Source organism: Sphingomonas sanxanigenens DSM 19645 = NX02 (assembly GCF_000512205.2).
Taxonomy (GTDB): domain Bacteria; phylum Pseudomonadota; class Alphaproteobacteria; order Sphingomonadales; family Sphingomonadaceae; genus Sphingomonas_D; species Sphingomonas_D sanxanigenens.
On record NZ_CP006644.1, the window covers coordinates 6,030,956 to 6,047,500 of the forward strand.

12 protein-coding genes and 1 pseudogene are annotated in these 16,545 nt (G+C 62.4%); 6 read left to right on the forward strand and 7 right to left on the reverse strand.

The genetic code is table 11. The features are described 5' to 3' along the window. Positions 1–1,421: 1,421 nt before the first annotated feature. The 5 genes from NX02_RS27680 to NX02_RS27700 all read left to right on the forward strand — a co-directional run bounded on the left by NX02_RS27680 (position 1,422) and on the right by NX02_RS27700 (position 9,383). The gene (locus tag NX02_RS27680) at positions 1,422–3,014 is read left to right on the forward strand and encodes a class I SAM-dependent DNA methyltransferase (RefSeq protein ID WP_211258261.1); all 1,593 of its coding nucleotides are present in this window, start codon (positions 1,422–1,424) and stop codon (positions 3,012–3,014) included. Positions 3,015–3,087: 73 nt separating this feature from the next. After that, on the forward strand, positions 3,088–4,188 hold the full coding sequence (locus NX02_RS27685) for a Fic family protein (protein ID WP_025295420.1): 1,101 nt from the start codon (positions 3,088–3,090) through the stop codon (positions 4,186–4,188). Further along, positions 4,188–5,429 carry a restriction endonuclease subunit S gene (locus NX02_RS27690; RefSeq protein WP_025295421.1) on the forward strand — a complete coding sequence of 414 codons (1,242 nt, stop codon included), beginning with the start codon at positions 4,188–4,190 and terminating at the stop codon, positions 5,427–5,429. Before NX02_RS27685 ends, NX02_RS27690 begins: the two co-directional genes overlap by 1 nt. Further along, a complete protein-coding gene (locus NX02_RS27695) occupies positions 5,426–6,178 on the forward strand; it encodes an abortive infection family protein (protein ID WP_025295422.1) in 753 nt (250 codons plus the stop codon). Before NX02_RS27690 ends, NX02_RS27695 begins: the two co-directional genes overlap by 4 nt. Next, on the forward strand, positions 6,168–9,383 hold the full coding sequence (locus NX02_RS27700) for a type I restriction endonuclease subunit R (protein ID WP_245648717.1): 3,216 nt from the start codon (positions 6,168–6,170) through the stop codon (positions 9,381–9,383). Before NX02_RS27695 ends, NX02_RS27700 begins: the two co-directional genes overlap by 11 nt. A 400-nt stretch (positions 9,384–9,783) precedes the next feature. Here the strand turns inward: NX02_RS27700 and NX02_RS31050 are convergent, their stop codons facing one another. From NX02_RS31050 to NX02_RS27725, 5 genes are all read right to left on the reverse strand, one after another. Further along, positions 9,784–10,578, reverse strand: coding sequence for a hypothetical protein (locus tag NX02_RS31050; RefSeq protein WP_025295424.1), 795 nt, complete (start codon positions 10,576–10,578; stop codon positions 9,784–9,786). Further along, positions 10,575–11,129 (reverse strand): hypothetical protein, encoded by a 555-nt coding sequence (locus NX02_RS27710; protein ID WP_025295425.1) that lies wholly within the window; start codon positions 11,127–11,129, stop codon positions 10,575–10,577. The genes NX02_RS31050 and NX02_RS27710 overlap by 4 nt, the downstream gene beginning before the upstream one ends. 38 nt (positions 11,130–11,167) lie before the next feature. Beyond that, positions 11,168–11,878, reverse strand: coding sequence for a GIY-YIG nuclease family protein (locus tag NX02_RS27715; protein WP_158014199.1), 711 nt, complete (start codon positions 11,876–11,878; stop codon positions 11,168–11,170). 472 nt (positions 11,879–12,350) lie between these two features. Further along, entirely contained in the window at positions 12,351–13,898 is a 1,548-nt protein-coding gene (locus NX02_RS27720) for an FMN-binding glutamate synthase family protein (protein ID WP_025295427.1), read from the reverse strand. 71 nt (positions 13,899–13,969) lie between these two features. Continuing rightward, a complete protein-coding gene (locus tag NX02_RS27725; RefSeq protein WP_245648718.1) occupies positions 13,970–14,401 on the reverse strand; it encodes a DUF417 family protein in 432 nt (143 codons plus the stop codon). Positions 14,402–14,429: 28 nt separating this feature from the next. Here NX02_RS27725 and NX02_RS32865 point away from each other — a divergent pair, with 28 nt between their 5' ends. Continuing rightward, a complete protein-coding gene (locus NX02_RS32865; protein WP_158014200.1) occupies positions 14,430–14,678 on the forward strand; it encodes a hypothetical protein in 249 nt (82 codons plus the stop codon). Between the two features lie 57 nt (positions 14,679–14,735). Here the strand turns inward: NX02_RS32865 and NX02_RS27730 are convergent, their stop codons facing one another. Both NX02_RS27730 and NX02_RS33780 read right to left on the reverse strand, forming a co-directional pair. Further along, positions 14,736–15,734: an alpha/beta fold hydrolase gene (locus NX02_RS27730; protein WP_025295429.1), complete on the reverse strand. Its 999-nt coding sequence runs from the start codon at positions 15,732–15,734 to the stop codon at positions 14,736–14,738. A gap of 219 nt (positions 15,735–15,953) precedes the next feature. Beyond that, positions 15,954–16,193 (reverse strand): annotated as a pseudogene (locus NX02_RS33780) (IS3 family transposase); the annotation flags it as partial. Positions 16,194–16,545: the final 352 nt, after the last annotated feature.

Consider the following 16,545-nt stretch of genomic DNA (forward strand, 5'->3'; position numbering starts at 1 on the left):
CATTCTGAAGAAAGCATATGTTTAGCCAATTGTCCTCCGTCATTTGCCCCAAATTTCCATGAATCAAGATATCGAGGAGACTCATGGTCTTCGTTAGTCAATAATATTCCAGACCAAGCTCGACCAATTACTTCCCATTTACGCTTGGTGGTTTCAAAGTCTGCACTTATCCTTCTGCAAACATCATTGGGGCATGTTGAGTGGTCGATCGAGGGGAATGCCTTTGCGTAAGACCATGCGAAGCCGCTACAATATGAGGCGCGTTGCGACGGATTCTCCTCTGCCAATGCAGTTCCGGCTGCCCCCAAGACCAGTCCGGCTATCGCACGCACCATGATCGTCCGCATGATTTCTCTATCCCTTTGTGACGAGTTGTTCAGGCTACAGTTGATGGCGAAGACACCATCACTTGCATACAGTGCGCCATTCGCACTGCGCGCCGCTGCAGACGTGTCGCGGCAAGCATTGCTTCGTACCGACTGGCGGGATTATCGGAACGGGAATTGGCCGGACCGAGGGCACGGGTATGGGGGCGATCTCCGCTGGCCGCGGCGGTGGGATGTCGTAGGTGTTTTCACAGATCGGAACCTGCCTGCACTGGCCAGAACTGCAGTCCCACACCCAACGGCAATCCGCCATCGCCGGTGCAGAGAATGTGCTTATGCCGATGGCGAGCAACGCGGCCGCCGTCAGGATCGCAATCCGTGATCTCATTTTCCAGCCTCCGTCGCACCTATGTCCTCTCGGGGCGACGGCAAAGCCGGATGTTGGAAACCTGGGTAGCCCACAGGCGCATGTGCCTTTACCGGCGAACCGGCTGGACATACGCACATGCCACCCGGCCGATATGGTCGACCGAGTTGACTACCTTTTGGGGTTTCCACGCCCCGCCCGCGGATTTCACGCGGGCATTTCTGGTTTGACCCGTTGGGCCGCAGAAGCAAGCCGAATCTCAATTCGTCGCTTGCGTCACGGTGATGACGTCGATGGCGCGCGGAGAGGCGCAGGTTGCTGCGATCAACGAAAAGGTGGTCGGCTTCAGAGGCGCAGCGCTAGGTCTACGGGCCGTTACGCGCTTACATCGGAGCGTATCGCTCGGACACAGGGTAGTTATTGCAGTCCATACGCGCGCGCGTATGGCACGATGCTGATGCGCAGACGTACCCGGTGGAGCCGCTTGAGAGGAGGCTTCGAGCGCGACGGCGGCCCGAGCAGCGAAAGCCCCAAGGGATGCACGCGGCGCTCGTCTCAGGGCGAGCAATTGGCATCGCATGGTGGGCCGCGGTAGGTGCTGGCGTTTGTGGAAGCCCTCCTTGGAGAGGGTAGGGTAAGTTGCTTACTGTCCGGAAGCGCGAGTAGCATCCCCGGTGGCCGCCTTTCCAATCTCTCGCTATCACGCCCACGATTTAGAGCTTGGAGGCATGATGGCGCGGAAACCGAAGGTTGCGACGGGTGGAGACCTTGGCTTTGAAGCGCAATTGTTCGCGGCGGCGGACAAGCTTCGCGGCAACATGGAGCCGTCGGACTACAAGCATGTCGCCCTCGGTCTGATCTTCCTTAAGCACATCTCCGAGGGGTTCGAGGCGAAGCATGCGCAGCTGCTCGCCGAGTATCCGGAAGGGGCCGAGGACGAGGACGAATACCGCGCCGACAACATCTTCTGGGTGCCCAAGGGCGCGCGCTGGTCGCATTTGCAGGCAAGCGCCAAGCAGCCCGGCATCGGCAAGGTCATCGACGATGCCATGCTGGAGATCGAGAAGGTCAATCCGGGCCTGAAGGGCGTGCTGCCCAAGGATTATGCTCGCCCAGGCCTGAACGCCGTGATGCTCGGCGAACTCATCGACCTCATATCCGGCATCGGCTTCAAGGACGCGGGCAATGCATCACGCGACCTGCTGGGCCGCGTCTACGAGTATTTCCTGGGCCAGTTTGCCGGCAGCGAAGGCAAGCGTGGCGGGGAGTTTTACACGCCGCGCTCGGTCGTGCGCACGATGGTGGAGATGCTCGAACCCTACAAGGGCCGCGTGTACGATCCGTGCTGCGGCTCGGGGGGCATGTTCGTGCAGTCCGAGAAATTCGTCGAAAGCCATGGCGGGCGGATCGGCGATATCGCCATTTATGGCCAGGAATCGAACCACACGACGTGGCGGCTGGCGATGATGAATCTGGCGGTGCGCGGCATCGATGCCGACATCCGCTGGAACAGTGAGGGCAGCTTCCACAAGGACGAACTGCCGGACCTGCGCGCCGATTATGTGCTGGCGAACCCGCCGTTCAACATCTCCGACTGGGGTGGCGACCGGATCAGGAAGGATGCGCGCTGGCAGTTCGGCACGCCGCCTGCCGGCAACGCCAACTTCGCCTGGCTTCAGCATATCCTGCATCATCTGGCGCCGACCGGCACCGCAGGCGTGGTCCTCGCTAACGGGTCGATGTCATCGACCCAGAATGGTGAGGGCGACATCCGCCGCGCGATGGTGGACGGCGACGTAATCGACTGCATGATCGCCATGCCGGGCCAACTCTTTTATTCGACCCAGATCCCCGTGTGCGTGTGGTTCCTGGCCAAGGACAAGTCTAACGGCGTCGCCCGCGACAAGAAGCTGCGCGATCGCCGCAAGGAGATCCTGTTCATCGATGCGCGCAAGCTCGGCCACATGGTCGATCGCACCCGCCGCGAGTTCAGCGACGCCGATATCGCGAAGATCGCCGGCACCTATCACGCGTGGCGCGAGGGGGAAGGTTACGCCGACGTCCCCGGCTTCGCCTGCGCCGCGCGGCACGACGTCATCGCCGGCCACGGCTATGTCCTGACCCCCGGGCGCTATGTCGGCGCAGTGGACGTCGAGGAGGACGCCGTTCCTTTCGCCGAACGGTTCGCCGCTTTGCAGGCGACGCTGGAGGAGCAGTTCGCCGAGAGCGCGCGGCTGACCGACGTCATCCGTCAGCGGCTCGCCGGCGTGATCGTGCCGGACGATGCAGCAACGGATTTGACACGTTCGGCGGACGTGTAAAGAAAGTCGCCTTTCCTTTACACGTTATCCGTGACGTGCGAAGAAATCGCACGTTTCTTTCACGAGGCCGTTCATGCTCAAGGCCAGCTATGACATCCCCGACCTGCCGCCCCCGGGCGTGCAGGAAACCTCGGCGGTGCTGCGGGCGCTGGCGCATGCGCACCGGCATCTGGCGGAGTTGAAGGGTCGCGCCGCATCGATCCCCAACCAGGGCATCCTGATCGACACACTGGCGTTGCAGGAGGCCAAGGCCAGCTCGGAGATCGAGAACATCGTCACCACGCAGGACGAACTGTTCCGGGCCAGCGTCTTTCCCGAAAATCCGTCGTCCGCCGATGCGAAGGAGGTCGCGCGCTATGCCGAGGCGCTGCGTCAGGGTTACCTGGAACAGCGGCGGCTGGGCGGGCTGCTGACCAACAACATGATCGTTGCCATGTTCCAGATGCTCAAGCACACCGACGAGACGTTCCGCACTACCCCCGGCACCGCGCTGAAGAACGACCAGACCGGCGAGATGGTCTATGTCCCACCGCAGGAGGGCGACGCGGTGCGCGCGCACATGGCCGCGCTGGAGCGGTTCATCAACGAGGACGAGGCCAGCGACCTCGACCCGCTGGTGAAGATGGCGATCATCCACCACCAGTTCGAAAGCATCCACCCGTTCAGCGACGGCAACGGCCGCGTCGGGCGGATTATCAACATGCTTTACCTGACGCACAGCGGTCTGCTCGACGTGCCGGTGCTGTATCTCAGCCGGTGGATCACCGGGAGCAAGGGCGACTACTACCGCTTGTTGCAGGCGGTGCGCGATACGCGCGGGTCGGCCGACGCATGGGAGGCGTGGCTGCTGTACATGATCCGGGGCGTCGCGCAGACCGCGAAGGACACGCTGGCGCTGATCGAGGACATGCGAGTGCTGATGGCCGAATACAAGCAGCGCATCCGGGCAGACCACCCCAAGGTCTATTCGCAGGACCTGCTCAACAACCTGTTCCGCCACCCCTACACGCGGATTGACTATGTCGAGAAGGAACTGGGCGTATCCCGGCCCACCGCGACGAAATATCTCGACACGCTGGTGACGGCGGGGTTTCTGGACAAGCAGCGGATCGGACGGAACAATTACTATATGAACCAGCGGCTGGTGGAGTTGTTTGTGGACGGGGCGGCGTGATGGCCGCTTGGCGCACAATGTCGCTTGGCGAGGTCTCGCAGAACCACGATGCTCGGCGGGTTCCTGTGAGGGAAGCCGATCGGAAAAGTGGACCCTACCCCTATTATGGTGCGTCCGGCGTCGTCGATCACGTTGATTCGTATCTATTTGAAGGCCTGCACCTTCTCGTTGCTGAGGATGGCGAAAATCTGAGAACGAGGAAGCTGCCGATCGCGTTTCTCGCCAGCGGCAGGTTCTGGGTTAACAATCACGCGCACATCCTAACGGGCAATCACCTCTCCGATACCCGCTTCCTTTGCTACGCTCTCTCTATCGCTGATGTGGGAAGCTATCTCTCCGGCTCCACGATGCCGAAGCTGACGCAAGGTAATCTGGCTAGGATACCCATTCGGCTGCCGGAACTTGCCGAACAAAGACAGATCGTCGGCTTGCTCGGCGCTCTCGACGACAAGATCGAACTCAATCGGCTGATGAACGAGACGCTGGAGGCGAGCGCGCGGGAGTTGTTCCGGGACTGGTTCGTCGATTTCGGCCCCACCCGTGCCAAGGCCGAGGGCCGCCCCGCCTACCTCGCCCCCGACCTCTGGTCCCTCTTCCCCGACCGGCTTGGCGTTGACGGCGCTCCGGAAGGGTGGAGCGTCTACACGCTTGGCGATCTGGCCGATCAGCACACGGGTTCGATCGATCCAGCGAAAAACGGCGATGAAGTGTTCGAGCATTATAGCCTGCCGGCCTTCGACAACGGCGCATCGCCATCGCTAGATCGAGGCGACACGATCAAGAGCAATAAGACATTGCTCCCGGCTGGCGCGGTTCTGCTCTCGAAACTCAATCCTGAGATTTCACGCGTATGGATGCCGACGTCGGCGAAGGACGCGAAACAGGTCGCCTCAACCGAGTTCCTTGCCTTCGTACCGAAGGCACCGGCTGGACGAAGCCTGCTATTTGCGATGTTCCGCGATGCGACGTTCCGGCAGATCATGGAAGGTATGGTCACGGGCACATCGAAAAGCCATCAGCGCATTTCGCCGCCGGCACTTCGAACTGTAAATGCATTGACGGGAACGCCGGCAATCTTCCAGGCCTTCGAACGCTTCGCATCACCTATAATGGAGCAGATGCTGGCAAACCGGCTCGCGTCCCGCAGCCTCGCCGGAACGCGGGACGCGCTCCTCCCCAAACTGATGTCCGGCAAGATCCGTGTCGCCGAAGCCGAATCGCAGGCTAGCACGTTACTGTGAGCGAGACGTGGTATCCTGGAATAAAAGCGTTCTGTTCCTACTGGAAAGACGCGGCGATGCTTCAGCAGACATTCGATACTTTAGAGCAGGAGTTCGCATCCGATAACGACGCCTGCATCGACGCCGCAAAGGCGATCGTCGAATGCGCATGCCGTGTCATACTAGCGAACCTCGACGACCCGACATCGCCGCTCACCCCATCTGAGCAGAACCCCGACTTCGGCGCTTGGCTCAGCTCCACGGTGCGCGTCCTACAGCTTGACCAGGTCAGGGATTCGTCATTCCGAAAGCTGATCTCCCAATATCATAAGCTCGCGACGTCTCTCGGCGATCTCCGCAATAATGCTGGAGCCGTAAGTCATGGCAGGGACGGGTTTCTGCTGAAGCTCAGTGTGCATCAGCGCCGCGCCGCCCTCCTTGCCGCGGATGCAATCATCATGTTCTTACATGAGGCATATTTGGAACATGAACCGGAGCTCGTCAGAACGCGAGAGCCCTATGAACGCTTCGCTCGGATGAATGCCCTCATCGATCGTAATGTAGGCGTCGCTGCGCTGGAGTCCGAGTTCGACGCCGCGGTAGACATCGTCATCTCGCTGCCGAACGACGACGTGATCACGCTGACCGTTGAGGCATCGCGTCTGCTCTTCGAGTTTGACCGAGACGCTTACGTTACGGCGCTGATCGCGAGTCGCGAAGCAGACGCTAGATCCGAGAACGGCGACATAGCCGATGTGAATGATGACTAAACTCACAGAGTCCACCGTCGAGGAAGCCACGCTCGCTTGGCTCGCCGAACTAGGCTGGCGGGTGGCCTTTGGCATCGACGCCTCGCCCGACGGCAAGGCGCCTGAGCGCGCCACCAACCGCGACGTCATTCTGCCCGTCCGCCTCGCCGCTGCGATTGACCGCCTCAACCCGCAGATCCCCGCCGATGCGCGCGCCGATGCGATCCGCAAGGTGATGGCGATCGAGATGCCGTCCCAAGTCCAAGAGAACCGTCGCCTCCACCGGCTGATCGTCGAGGGCGTGCCGGTCGAATACCACGCACCGGACGGAACGATCCGGGGCGACCGCGTCCGGCTGATCGACTTCGGCACACCCGGCGGTGGGCTCGACATGAACGACTGGCTGGCGATCAACCAGTTCACCGTCATCGAACGCGGTCATACCCGGCGGCCGGATATCGTGCTGTTCCTCAACGGCTTGCCGATCGCGGTGATCGAGCTTAAGAATCCCGGGGACGAGAACGCCACCGTCACCGGCGCCTACAACCAGCTCCAGACCTACAAAAGCGAGATCGGGTCGCTGTTCCGCACCAACGCGCTTCTGATCGCTTCCGACGGGATGACCGCGCGGATCGGATCGCTGACCGCCGACCAGGAACGCTTCATGCCGTGGCGCACCGTTGATGGTGATGACATCGCGCCCAAGGGCCTGCCCGAACTGGAGGTGATGATCGCCGGCGTGCTGGATCGGCAGCGCCTGCTGATGCTGATCCGCGACTTCACCGTGTTTGGTGATTCCGGGCGCGGCATCGTGAAGATCATCGCCGGCTATCACCAGTTTCACGCCGCCCAGCGCGCCGTCGCCGCAACGCTGCGCGCCGTGCCGGGCGTGACGACGGCGCGGGCGATGCGGGAAAGCCCGTTGCGCTATGGCCTGCCCGACGCCGCCGCGCATCCCGATGGCGACCGCCGCATCGGCGTGATCTGGCACACGCAGGGATCCGGCAAGAGCTTCCTGATGGCCTTCTACGCCGGGCTGCTGGTGCGCGAACCGGCGTTGGAAAACCCGACGATCGTCGTCATCACCGATCGCAATGACCTGGACGATCAGCTGTTCGCCACCTTCTCGATGTGCGCCGACCTGATCCGCCAGACGCCGATCCAAGTCGACAGCCGTGAGGACCTGACCGACCGGCTGGACCGGGCATCCGGTGGGGTGATCTTCACCACGATGCAGAAATTCGCGCCGCCGCCGGGGACAAGTAACTATCCCGCGATCAGCGACCGCCGCAACGTCATCGTCATTGCGGACGAGGCGCACCGCTCGCAGTATGGCTTCCGCGCACGGATCGATCGCAAGACCGGCGAGCTGGCCTATGGCTTCGCCAAATATCTGCGCGATGCGCTGCCCAACGCCTCGTTCATCGGCTTCACCGGTACGCCGATCGAGAAGGACGATGTCAACACGCCCGCCGTGTTCGGCGACTATGTCGACGTCTACGATATCAGCCGCGCGGTCGAGGACGGCGCGACGGTGCCGATCTACTACGAGAGCCGGCTGGCCCGCATCGAGCTGCCGCCTGAGGAACTGCCCGTCATCGACGCCGAAATCGACGGCTTGACCGAGGACGAGGCGACCAGCGAACAAGAGCGGCTGAAGCAGCGCTGGTCCGCGGTGGAGAAGCTGGTCGGCTCGAAGAAGCGGCTGGAAATGGTCGCCGCCGATCTGGTCGCGCACCTGGAGGACAGGCTGGCGGCGATGGACGGCAAGGCGATGGTCGTCTGCATGAGCCGTCGCATCTGCGTAGCCCTCTATGACGAGATCGTCGCGCTGCGGCCTGAATGGCACAGCGAGGACGACAAGAAGGGCGCGATCAAGGTCGTGATGACCGGCTCGGCCGCAGACGTGCCCGCATGGCAGCCGCATATCGGCAACAAGGCACGCCGCGATCTGCTGGGCAAGCGGGCGAAGGACTCGGCTGATCCGCTACGGCTCGTGATTGTCCGCGACATGTGGCTGACCGGTTTCGACGCGCCGTCGATGCACACCATGTACATCGACAAGCCGATGCGCGGCCACGGCCTAATGCAGGCGATCGCGCGGGTGAACCGCGTGTTCCGAGACAAGCCTGCCGGTCTGGTGGTCGATTACATCGGCATCGCCCAGAACCTAAAGAAGGCGCTAGGACAGTATTCCGCCTCCGACGCCGCCGAAACGGGCATTGACGAGGCGCAGGCGGTCGCGGTGCTGCTCGAGAAGTTCGACGTGGTGCGGGCGATGTTCCACGGCTTCGACTGCACGCCCGGTATATCCGGCACCCCGGTCGCGCGCCTGAAGTGTCTGGCCGAGGCGATCGAGTTCATCCTCGCCCGCCAGCATGAGGCAGCCGCGAAGGAGGCGACCGACGAGGCCCGTAAGGCGGCGCATCGTCGCTTTCAGGATGCAGTGCTCGCGCTGACCAAGGCCTTCGCATTGGCCGCCGCCAGCGACGAGGCCCGCGAGATGCGTGACGACATCGCCTTCTACCAGACGATCCGCGCCGCGCTCGCCAAGACCGGGGGCGGTGGGGTCTCGGCCAGCGACCGCGACTTCGCCGTCCAGCAGCTCATCGACAAGTCCGTGGTGTCGACCGAGATCGTCGACATCCTGCGTGCTGCCGGCCTGACGACGCCCGACATCTCGATCCTGTCCGACGATTTCCTCGCCGAGGTGAAGGCGATGGAGCGCCCGAACCTGGCGCTGGAGGCGCTGAAGAAGCTGCTCGGCGATCAGATCCGCTCGCGCAGCCGCACCAATGCGGTGGAAAGCCGCCGCTATTCCGAGCGCCTGACCGACGCGATCGCCCGCTATCACACGAACGCCGTCAGCACGGTAGAGGTGCTGCAGACGCTGATCGACCTCGCCAAGCAGATCCGCGCCGAGCAGGCCCGCGGTGAAGCCGAAGGCCTGACACCCGACGAGATCGCCTTCTACGACGCGCTCGCCGACAACGAGAGCGCCGTGGACATCATGGGCAACGATAGCCTGAAGGTGATCGCGGCCGAACTGGTGAACACCTTGCGCGCCAGTGCGACGGTCGACTGGTCCCACCGCGAAAGCGCCCGCGCCCGCATGCGCGTGCTGGTGAAGCGCATCCTGCGCAAATACGGCTTTCCCCCTGACCTTCAGGATATCGCGGTGCAGACGGTGATACAGCAGGCCGAGCTTCTGGCGGAACGGTGGTGAACAATACGCCTGGGGCATCCAAGGCGAACAGCTCGATCGTCGCTCGAAGTTCGCTGGCGTCCGCGTCTATTCGCCTGCAGCCATGCTGATCCGGGGGTATTTCTGGGGGTATGTGGCGTTCATGTCGCCAAAAAAATAGCGTAAAACTAAGCCATTATGGGGATCAGTGCGAGTCCTGTAAGCGGCACCACTCTCGGGGACCCGTAGAAAGCGCGGGTTTCTGCCACCCCATAGAGGACTGTGTGAAAACCGGAGCCGATCGACCGACAGCTTGGCGCCCCAGCACGGTCGTTTGCTAACACGGCAATCTCTCTGGGAAGCCGTCATTCGTTCGTGTGGGGTGGCGGCAGTGACTCACGCGGCGAGCGGATTACGCGTCCGAACCGGTGCAAATGCCCTGCTAACGGGCCGGTGGCCTCCGCGCCAACAGATATGCCGCAAGGTTCGTGATCGATCCGACGACGAACAATGCCTCTTCGAGAGTGGGTTCTCCCTCCTCCTTGATGTGCCGGCCTTGATTTGAGACGATGCCCCACATCCCATCGGCCATTTTGCGGTAGGCGCCAGGAAACAGATCATCGTGCTTCTTGATGATGTCTCCCAATGTGAGCTTTGTATCGCCACTGATTTCACGCGCGAGACATTCGATCGCCGCACCAGCATGCTGCATCCCGCCCGAGATGTCAGGCAGCGGGCGCCGGGACAAATCGCGATGCGCCTCGCGCAATTCACTCGCTGATGTCCTTAATTGGGCGGAGTCGAGATCTCTGATGATTCTAGCCGCGTCGTCGTGCTGCGCGGTGGAGGAGATGACCGCGAAGATGCCCGACTCCAACTTCCAACCGAGGCTGTTGGCGCGGCAGGCTTCGTTGATCGCCCGCTCATAGGTCAGGGCCTTGTTCGGCCCAAAGTATTGCTCTGCATGAATGGCGGTGTATCCCGCCTCTGCGACGTCAAAGACCCGCCACCACTCGCACTGTTCGATCATTGCCATCAAGACCGTGTTGGTGACATGGCCAGGCGGGCGGGGTAAGGCCGTTCCACGCTGGACGACACCGATGATCTTTTCGGAGGAGATGATCTCGGTCTTTAACGCGCCGACAACGGCGTGCCGGAACCCGATCGGCGCATCGTTATGGACGATCGCCAAAGGCCTGAGACCGAGCCGACCCGAGAAGAAGTCGGGCTCGCTCATGCCTCGGATGCCGCTGCGGGCTGCGCGGTGTCGCCGCCTGCGATCTCACCCGTTATCGCCTCGCGCTTCGAGACCGACCATTCCTGCTTGAGCAGTTCCTGCACCGAACGCTCAAGGCGTGCCGCCAACTCGGTGTGCGCCTCCCGCGGCGTCCCGCTGTCGGTCCATAGTTCGTCGAGGATCATATGGAGGTCGCGGTCGTGAGGGTGTTTGTCCCGGATTGCCTGATCCACGCTGCGTCCTGCCGGATTGAGCCGCAAGATGATCTCGGCTCGGAGCTGATGGATTTCCCGCAAATCCAGTTTGCTGCCTACGCCCGACGCGCGCAGTAGCGCGATCAGCGAGGCGGCAGCCCCTCGCAATTCGGACCGCCACGTCGCGCGTTCCTTGGTAACGGTATCGACGAACACCGTTTTGTCATTGATCGCCTGATTGGCTTGCGCTGCAATCTGCGCGACAACTTCGCTCCCCCGCGCAGCGATCTCGGCAATCAGCCGATCCGCTGCCGCGGCGACCATCGCGTAATCCTTGTCGGCCGCAGAATCAGACATTCTCATTCCTCGTTTCAGCACATCCACTATGCAAGCGGTCAGATCGTTTCCATGCGGACGTTGAGCAGGTCGTTGGCGAACGAGCGCACGATCAGAGCTTCAAATTTGCCGATCAACCCATCAGGCACCTCATAGGCACTGGCATAGCTGGCGATGTGGTGGAGAGCGACCGACTGCTTCTTGATCTTCACCAGCCCTCCGCCAAATGTACCGCGTGTAACCGGGTGATAGGCGCGCTTAATGTTCTGCACTTCGCCGCGATCCCGGTTGAAGGCGTTGTTCATCTCCTTCCACAGATTCTGTTCGACCGCCTTGCCGGCATAGATCGCGCGACCGCGACTGTCGTGGAAGATATAAATGCCATGCGCTTGGGTCAGCCGTTTGCGCAGCGCCGCCAGATAGCGGTTCTCCTTGCCGGTCTCTTCATTTCTGGGCGAGAAAATATTGCAGGTCTTGCCCTGCACGGTCCAGGTCGCGTCGAGTTCGAAGAACTCGACGATCGGGATGATCGCGCTGGCGGTGAGGCGGCGCTCGGCTGCGCGACCATGTTTCTCGATCAGCGTCGCCGCTTGGGTGGGGGTCAATTCCTTCTTGCGGTAGGCGTGCAGCATCGCCACCGAGATGCCGAGTTCGCGTGCCAATTCCGCGTCGGGCAGGCTATCAATGTCGCGTCGCGATCGTGCCTGCTTGGCAAACGCTTCGAGCAGCTCCGCTCCCGTCATCGGTAACCTCCCCTTCGCCTGCAACACATGCGACGTGCGGCCGGGTTTGGCGCAGTTGTGCGCGTTCCGCTAGCCTCGTCGCGTCATCGGGCCGACGTGTTTGACCAGGTTGATCCTGGGAATGCCTCATCAACGATCATGCTGGAACCTTGAGCATATGAAGTGGCCAAGACCGAACGAATACAGGTTGGCGATACCGAAATTTTCCAATGATCTGAGTGCCAATCTTTGTCCACTGCGGGGCACCATTTCGGTCCAAAACCGCGAGTCCCCGGCACCGCCGCCTCTACGCCGGAGGCGGCGGTGGGGGTCCGCAGCAACCCGCTGCGGTTTCGGCGGATACGCATGTCGGTTTTGCTGACCACGTCCACCCGCTGCGCGGTGCGGCGGGCGCAGAGGCGCCGGTGATCCCGGGGTCATTCGCCGTCGGCGCTACTCGCGATGCCGGTGGAAACCGCGATCCCAGAGGCGGTGGCCGATGCGCCACCGTTCGTCGGAGTCATCGCCGTGGGCGGCTTACTCGCGTTCCTGCCGCTGGCCCCGCCATGATCGGCCGCGTGACGTCCGAACCCGCCGGATACAGTTCGTCCATCGGCCGGGAGGTGCCGTCCGGGCCGACGATGCGGACGTGCAGGCGGCGCAGTCGGCGGGAATGCGGCACGCCGCAGCTGTGCGCGATCGTCTCCACATCCTGCTTCAGGTTGGCGCAGTAATTCGCTACCCGCACCGACTTCTCGGTCGGATCGAGACCCTGTTGCAGCCGCTTGTCATGCGTGGTGATGCCAGTAGGGCAGGTGTTGCGGTTGCACTTGAGCGACTGGATGCAGCCCAATGCGAACATGAACCCGCGCGCGGAATTGACGAAGGTCGCGCCGGCGCAAAGCGCCCAGGCGACGTCGGCCGGGGTTGTGAGCTTCCCCGAGGCGATGATCGGGATGCGCTCGCCCAGCCCGTGCTTGTCGAGGATGTCGCGCAACAGCGGCAGGGATTCGCGGATCGGCAGGCCGACATTGTCGATCAGCGCCATCGGTGCCGCGCCGGTGCCGCCGTCGCCCGAATCGAGCGTGAAAAAATCGGGCCCGTCGCCCCGCGCGATGATCATCGCCATCAGGTCGTCGATCCAGCCGTACGCGCCGACCACCGCCTTGATCCCGACCGGCTTGCCCGACAGCGCCTTGATCCGGGCGATGAAGTCCAGCAGTTCCGCGTTGCTGTTGATCTCGGGATGGCGGTTGGAGCTGTTCGAATCCTCGCCGGCCGGGATGCCGCGGATTTGGGCGATCTCCGGCGTCACCTTGATCGCGGGCAGGATGCCGCCCTTGCCCGGCTTGGCGCCCTGCGACAGCTTCACTTCGAACATCTTGACCTGCGGCATCGCGGCCAGCTCGCGGAGCCGCTCCTCGTTCAGCGTGCCGTCCGCATGGCGAACGCCGTATTTGGCGGTGCCGATCTGGAACACGATGTCCGCGCCGCCTTCGAGATGATGGTCGGAAAGCCCCCCTTCGCCGGTATTCAGCCAGCATCCCGCGGCGTGAGCGCCCTTGGACAGGGCACGCACCGCCGGTGCTGACAACGCGCCGAAGCTCATCCCTGAAATATTGAACAGCGAGTTCGCCAGATAGGGGTTTGGCGAATCCGGGCCGATGAGGAACGGCGGCGGCGCCTCGATATGATCTTCCAGCGTCGGGTACGGGCAGTTGACGAAGATCGGTGTGCCCGTTTCGCGGATATATTTGGTCGATCCGAACGCCACGGTCTGGTCGGCACTCCTCGACGCCGCCTCCACCCATGTCCGGTCCGCGCGATTGAACGGCAGTTCGTCGCGATCCATCGCGAAGAAATATTGCCGAAGGAATTCGCCGAGACCCGACAGGATATACCGCAGATGGCCGATAACCGGGTAATTGCGGAGGATGGCATCGTGCCGCTGTCGCCGGTCCAGCGCGAAGACGACGACCAGCGCCAGGAAGACGAGACCGATCGCGAACACGAACACCGTGGAAAGCGCGTCCAGCGTATGCATGACGGGGGCGGACAGGAACGTCATGCCTTGAGCGGCCGCGGTTGCATCCCACTATCATCCCTATTCAACGACGCCTCGACGAGACCGGCAGGACGTTACTTGCCCGGCTGCATGCGGCGCAGGCCGTTGACGGCAATCGCGAAGCACGCGGCCAGCAGCACGGCATCCTTCATCAGGAATTGTCCGGTCTGGCCAAGGAACGGCGCACCATAGCCCGCCTGCCAGAAAGCCGGCGCGCCGAAGGAGAAGGTGAGCGTGATGCAGAATGTGGCGACGCCCATCGCGCCACCGAGGACGCTGGCGCGCGTGGAGAATGCGCCGAGCGCGATCATGGCCCCGGTGAGCAGTTCAACCGTTCCGATCAGGTTGCTTGCGCCTTGTTCTCCCCAAAGTGCGTACATCCAGCTGAACAACGGATGTTTGCCGGCGATCATGGCCACGCCCGCAGCCTCGTAGGCCGCGAACTTCGAGATGCCGAACAGCGCGAAGATCAGAACCATCGTCCAGCGGAGACCGGCGACGACCACGGCATCGCCCGGCGGCTTGGGTAAATACATGTCGTTCTCCCTTTATGACGCTGTTCGCCAGAACCCGTCGAATGGTTACAGTCCGTCGGACTCTCCTCTCGATGACGCGATCCCACAGGCGGTGCGTCTCGGGAACGCCGTGGACGGAAAAGGCGGGCATGCCGATCTCCTGGGCAGCGGCTCCGAAATGCCGCCGCTCACTTGGCAGCAGGCAAATGGCCGCTTCCGGGCAAATGCCGGGTCGGCGGCTATGGGAGGAGAGCAGTTCCCGCCGTGACCCATACTGTCTCGCGAGCGCGCCGGAAAAAGGGAATGAGCTTCGTTCCGTCGAAACTCATTTCAAGCGCCTGGCCATGAAATCGAGGATCAGGCGGGCGATCTCGTCGGTCTTCTCATCGAGCGCAAAGTGGCCCGCGTCGAGCAGGTGAATTTCCGCGTCAGGCAAGTCCCGCCTGAACGCAGCGCCGCCCGCGGCGATGAAGGACGGGTCGTTGGCACCCCATGCGACCAGGGTCGGCGGCTGATGGTCGCGAAGCCAGGCCTGCCACTGCGGGTAGGCCGCGACATTGGTGCGATAATCGTAGAGCAACGCTGACTGGATCGCGCGTTGGCCGGGTTTGGCAAGGTGCGCGAACTCGTTGATCCAAGCCTCGGGATTGTAGCGCTCTGGATGGCTGGTGCCCGCTATATGACGCTGCATCGTGGTGTCGAAAGACAGGAAGGCGTCAAGAACCTCCGGATGCCCGTTCGGATCAGCCCAAAATTCGGCAATGCCGGGCCATTTCTTGCCCAAGCCTTCCCGATAAGCGTTGCCGTTCTGCGCTATGAGCGCTTCCAAACGCTCTGGATGTGCTAGCATCATCCGGAAACCTACCGGAGCGCCGTAATCGTGAATGTACAGGCTGTAACGCTCGATCTTGAGGCGGACCAGCAGCTCATCCATCAGCTTCGCGAGATGATCGAACGTATAGGGGAAGGCGGACGGGTCGGGTGCGTCGCTTTGTCCGAAGCCCGGGTAATCCGGCGCGATGATGTGGTATCGCGTGGCCAGCAGCGGGATCAGCGCTTCGTACTGGCGAGACGATGTCGGAAAACCATGCAGCAAGACGATCGTCGGCGCTTCTTTCGGTCCGGCTTCACGATAGAAAACCCCGACGCCGTCGATCTGCACCTTGTGATAGGTCGTGGTCGAATGGGAAGACGGTTTTGGAGCGGCCCACGCCGTCGGTGTGAAGTGGGCGGATATGGCAGCAACTGCCGCTACGCTGAATGACCACTTCTTTAGACGCATAAGCAGATGGCAAATCACGGAAAAATCCTCGCTTGAACCCATGTCGGTGTCATCGTCGTCGCTGCGAGCGATCCAGGCACGGCTTTGGGGAAAGCGGCGCCGGAAAGGACGGAAACATGATCATGGCTTTACGTTCGCCCCGGGCGCCCGGCCGGTTACATCAGTGAGACTGGGGTATCCGTTCCCGCGCAGAAACTGCCGGGGAGCCGAGTTCCGAATGCCGATCATTTCGAGCGCCGATCGAAGCTGGACGAATGAGTCGCCGAACCGGTTGAGCGCGTCCGCCAGCGCCGCGACGCAGAAGCCGGCGTCCATGCTGTTCGACGATCGCCAGGCGAGGCGCTTCCGGGTCGCCCGGTCCCTGATCGCCACCCGAAGGAGGAAGCCACGCCGCATCGGGATGTCGCTCATGTCGGCGCACAACATGTGTTGGGCCGTTCGATTGCGCAGCAGGTAAGGATAGACCCGGTGCTGCGGATGCGGATCGCTCGTGCGCGGCCGCCCGCCTTCGTCCGGAGGGACGCACGGATGCCGACGATTCGGGTGGAGGCGAATCGAGTCGGGGGCGCTGCATCGACGCACCGGCCGGGATCCCTGAAAACACGGGCCGCGGATGGGGCCGCCGCCGCGATCGGATACGATGCGCCTGCCGATTCCGGCGAATCGCAGATCGACCACGCGATCGCGGATGTGAATCGGCGAGGGGGCTGAAAGCCAGCAATTCCGGGGCGTTTTCGGTGTTGGTGCAACAAAAATGCAAAAAGGCGTTGACGGTATGGAGGGGTCTCCATATATGCCCCTTCACCGCAGCGGGGCGCCTGGTTGGCATGCTGTTGCGGTCGCAAAAAAGGAG

What these genes read in the sequence shown, in the direction of transcription:
- NX02_RS27680 (WP_211258261.1), top strand. Translation starts at nt 1,422, where the DNA reads ATGATGGCGCGGAAACCGAAGGTTGCGACGGGTGGAGACCTTGGCTTT.
- NX02_RS27685 (WP_025295420.1), top strand. Translation starts at nt 3,088, where the DNA reads ATGCTCAAGGCCAGCTATGACATCCCCGACCTGCCGCCCCCGGGCGTG.
- NX02_RS27690 (WP_025295421.1), top strand. Translation starts at nt 4,188, where the DNA reads ATGGCCGCTTGGCGCACAATGTCGCTTGGCGAGGTCTCGCAGAACCAC.
- NX02_RS27700 (WP_245648717.1), top strand. Translation starts at nt 6,168, where the DNA reads ATGATGACTAAACTCACAGAGTCCACCGTCGAGGAAGCCACGCTCGCT.
- NX02_RS31050 (WP_025295424.1), bottom strand. Translation starts at nt 10,578, where the DNA reads ATGAGCGAGCCCGACTTCTTCTCGGGTCGGCTCGGTCTCAGGCCTTTG.
- NX02_RS27710 (WP_025295425.1), bottom strand. Translation starts at nt 11,129, where the DNA reads ATGTCTGATTCTGCGGCCGACAAGGATTACGCGATGGTCGCCGCGGCA.
- NX02_RS27720 (WP_025295427.1), bottom strand. Translation starts at nt 13,898, where the DNA reads ATGACGTTCCTGTCCGCCCCCGTCATGCATACGCTGGACGCGCTTTCC.
- NX02_RS32865 (WP_158014200.1), top strand. Translation starts at nt 14,430, where the DNA reads ATGTCGTTCTCCCTTTATGACGCTGTTCGCCAGAACCCGTCGAATGGT.
- NX02_RS27730 (WP_025295429.1), bottom strand. Translation starts at nt 15,734, where the DNA reads ATGGGTTCAAGCGAGGATTTTTCCGTGATTTGCCATCTGCTTATGCGT.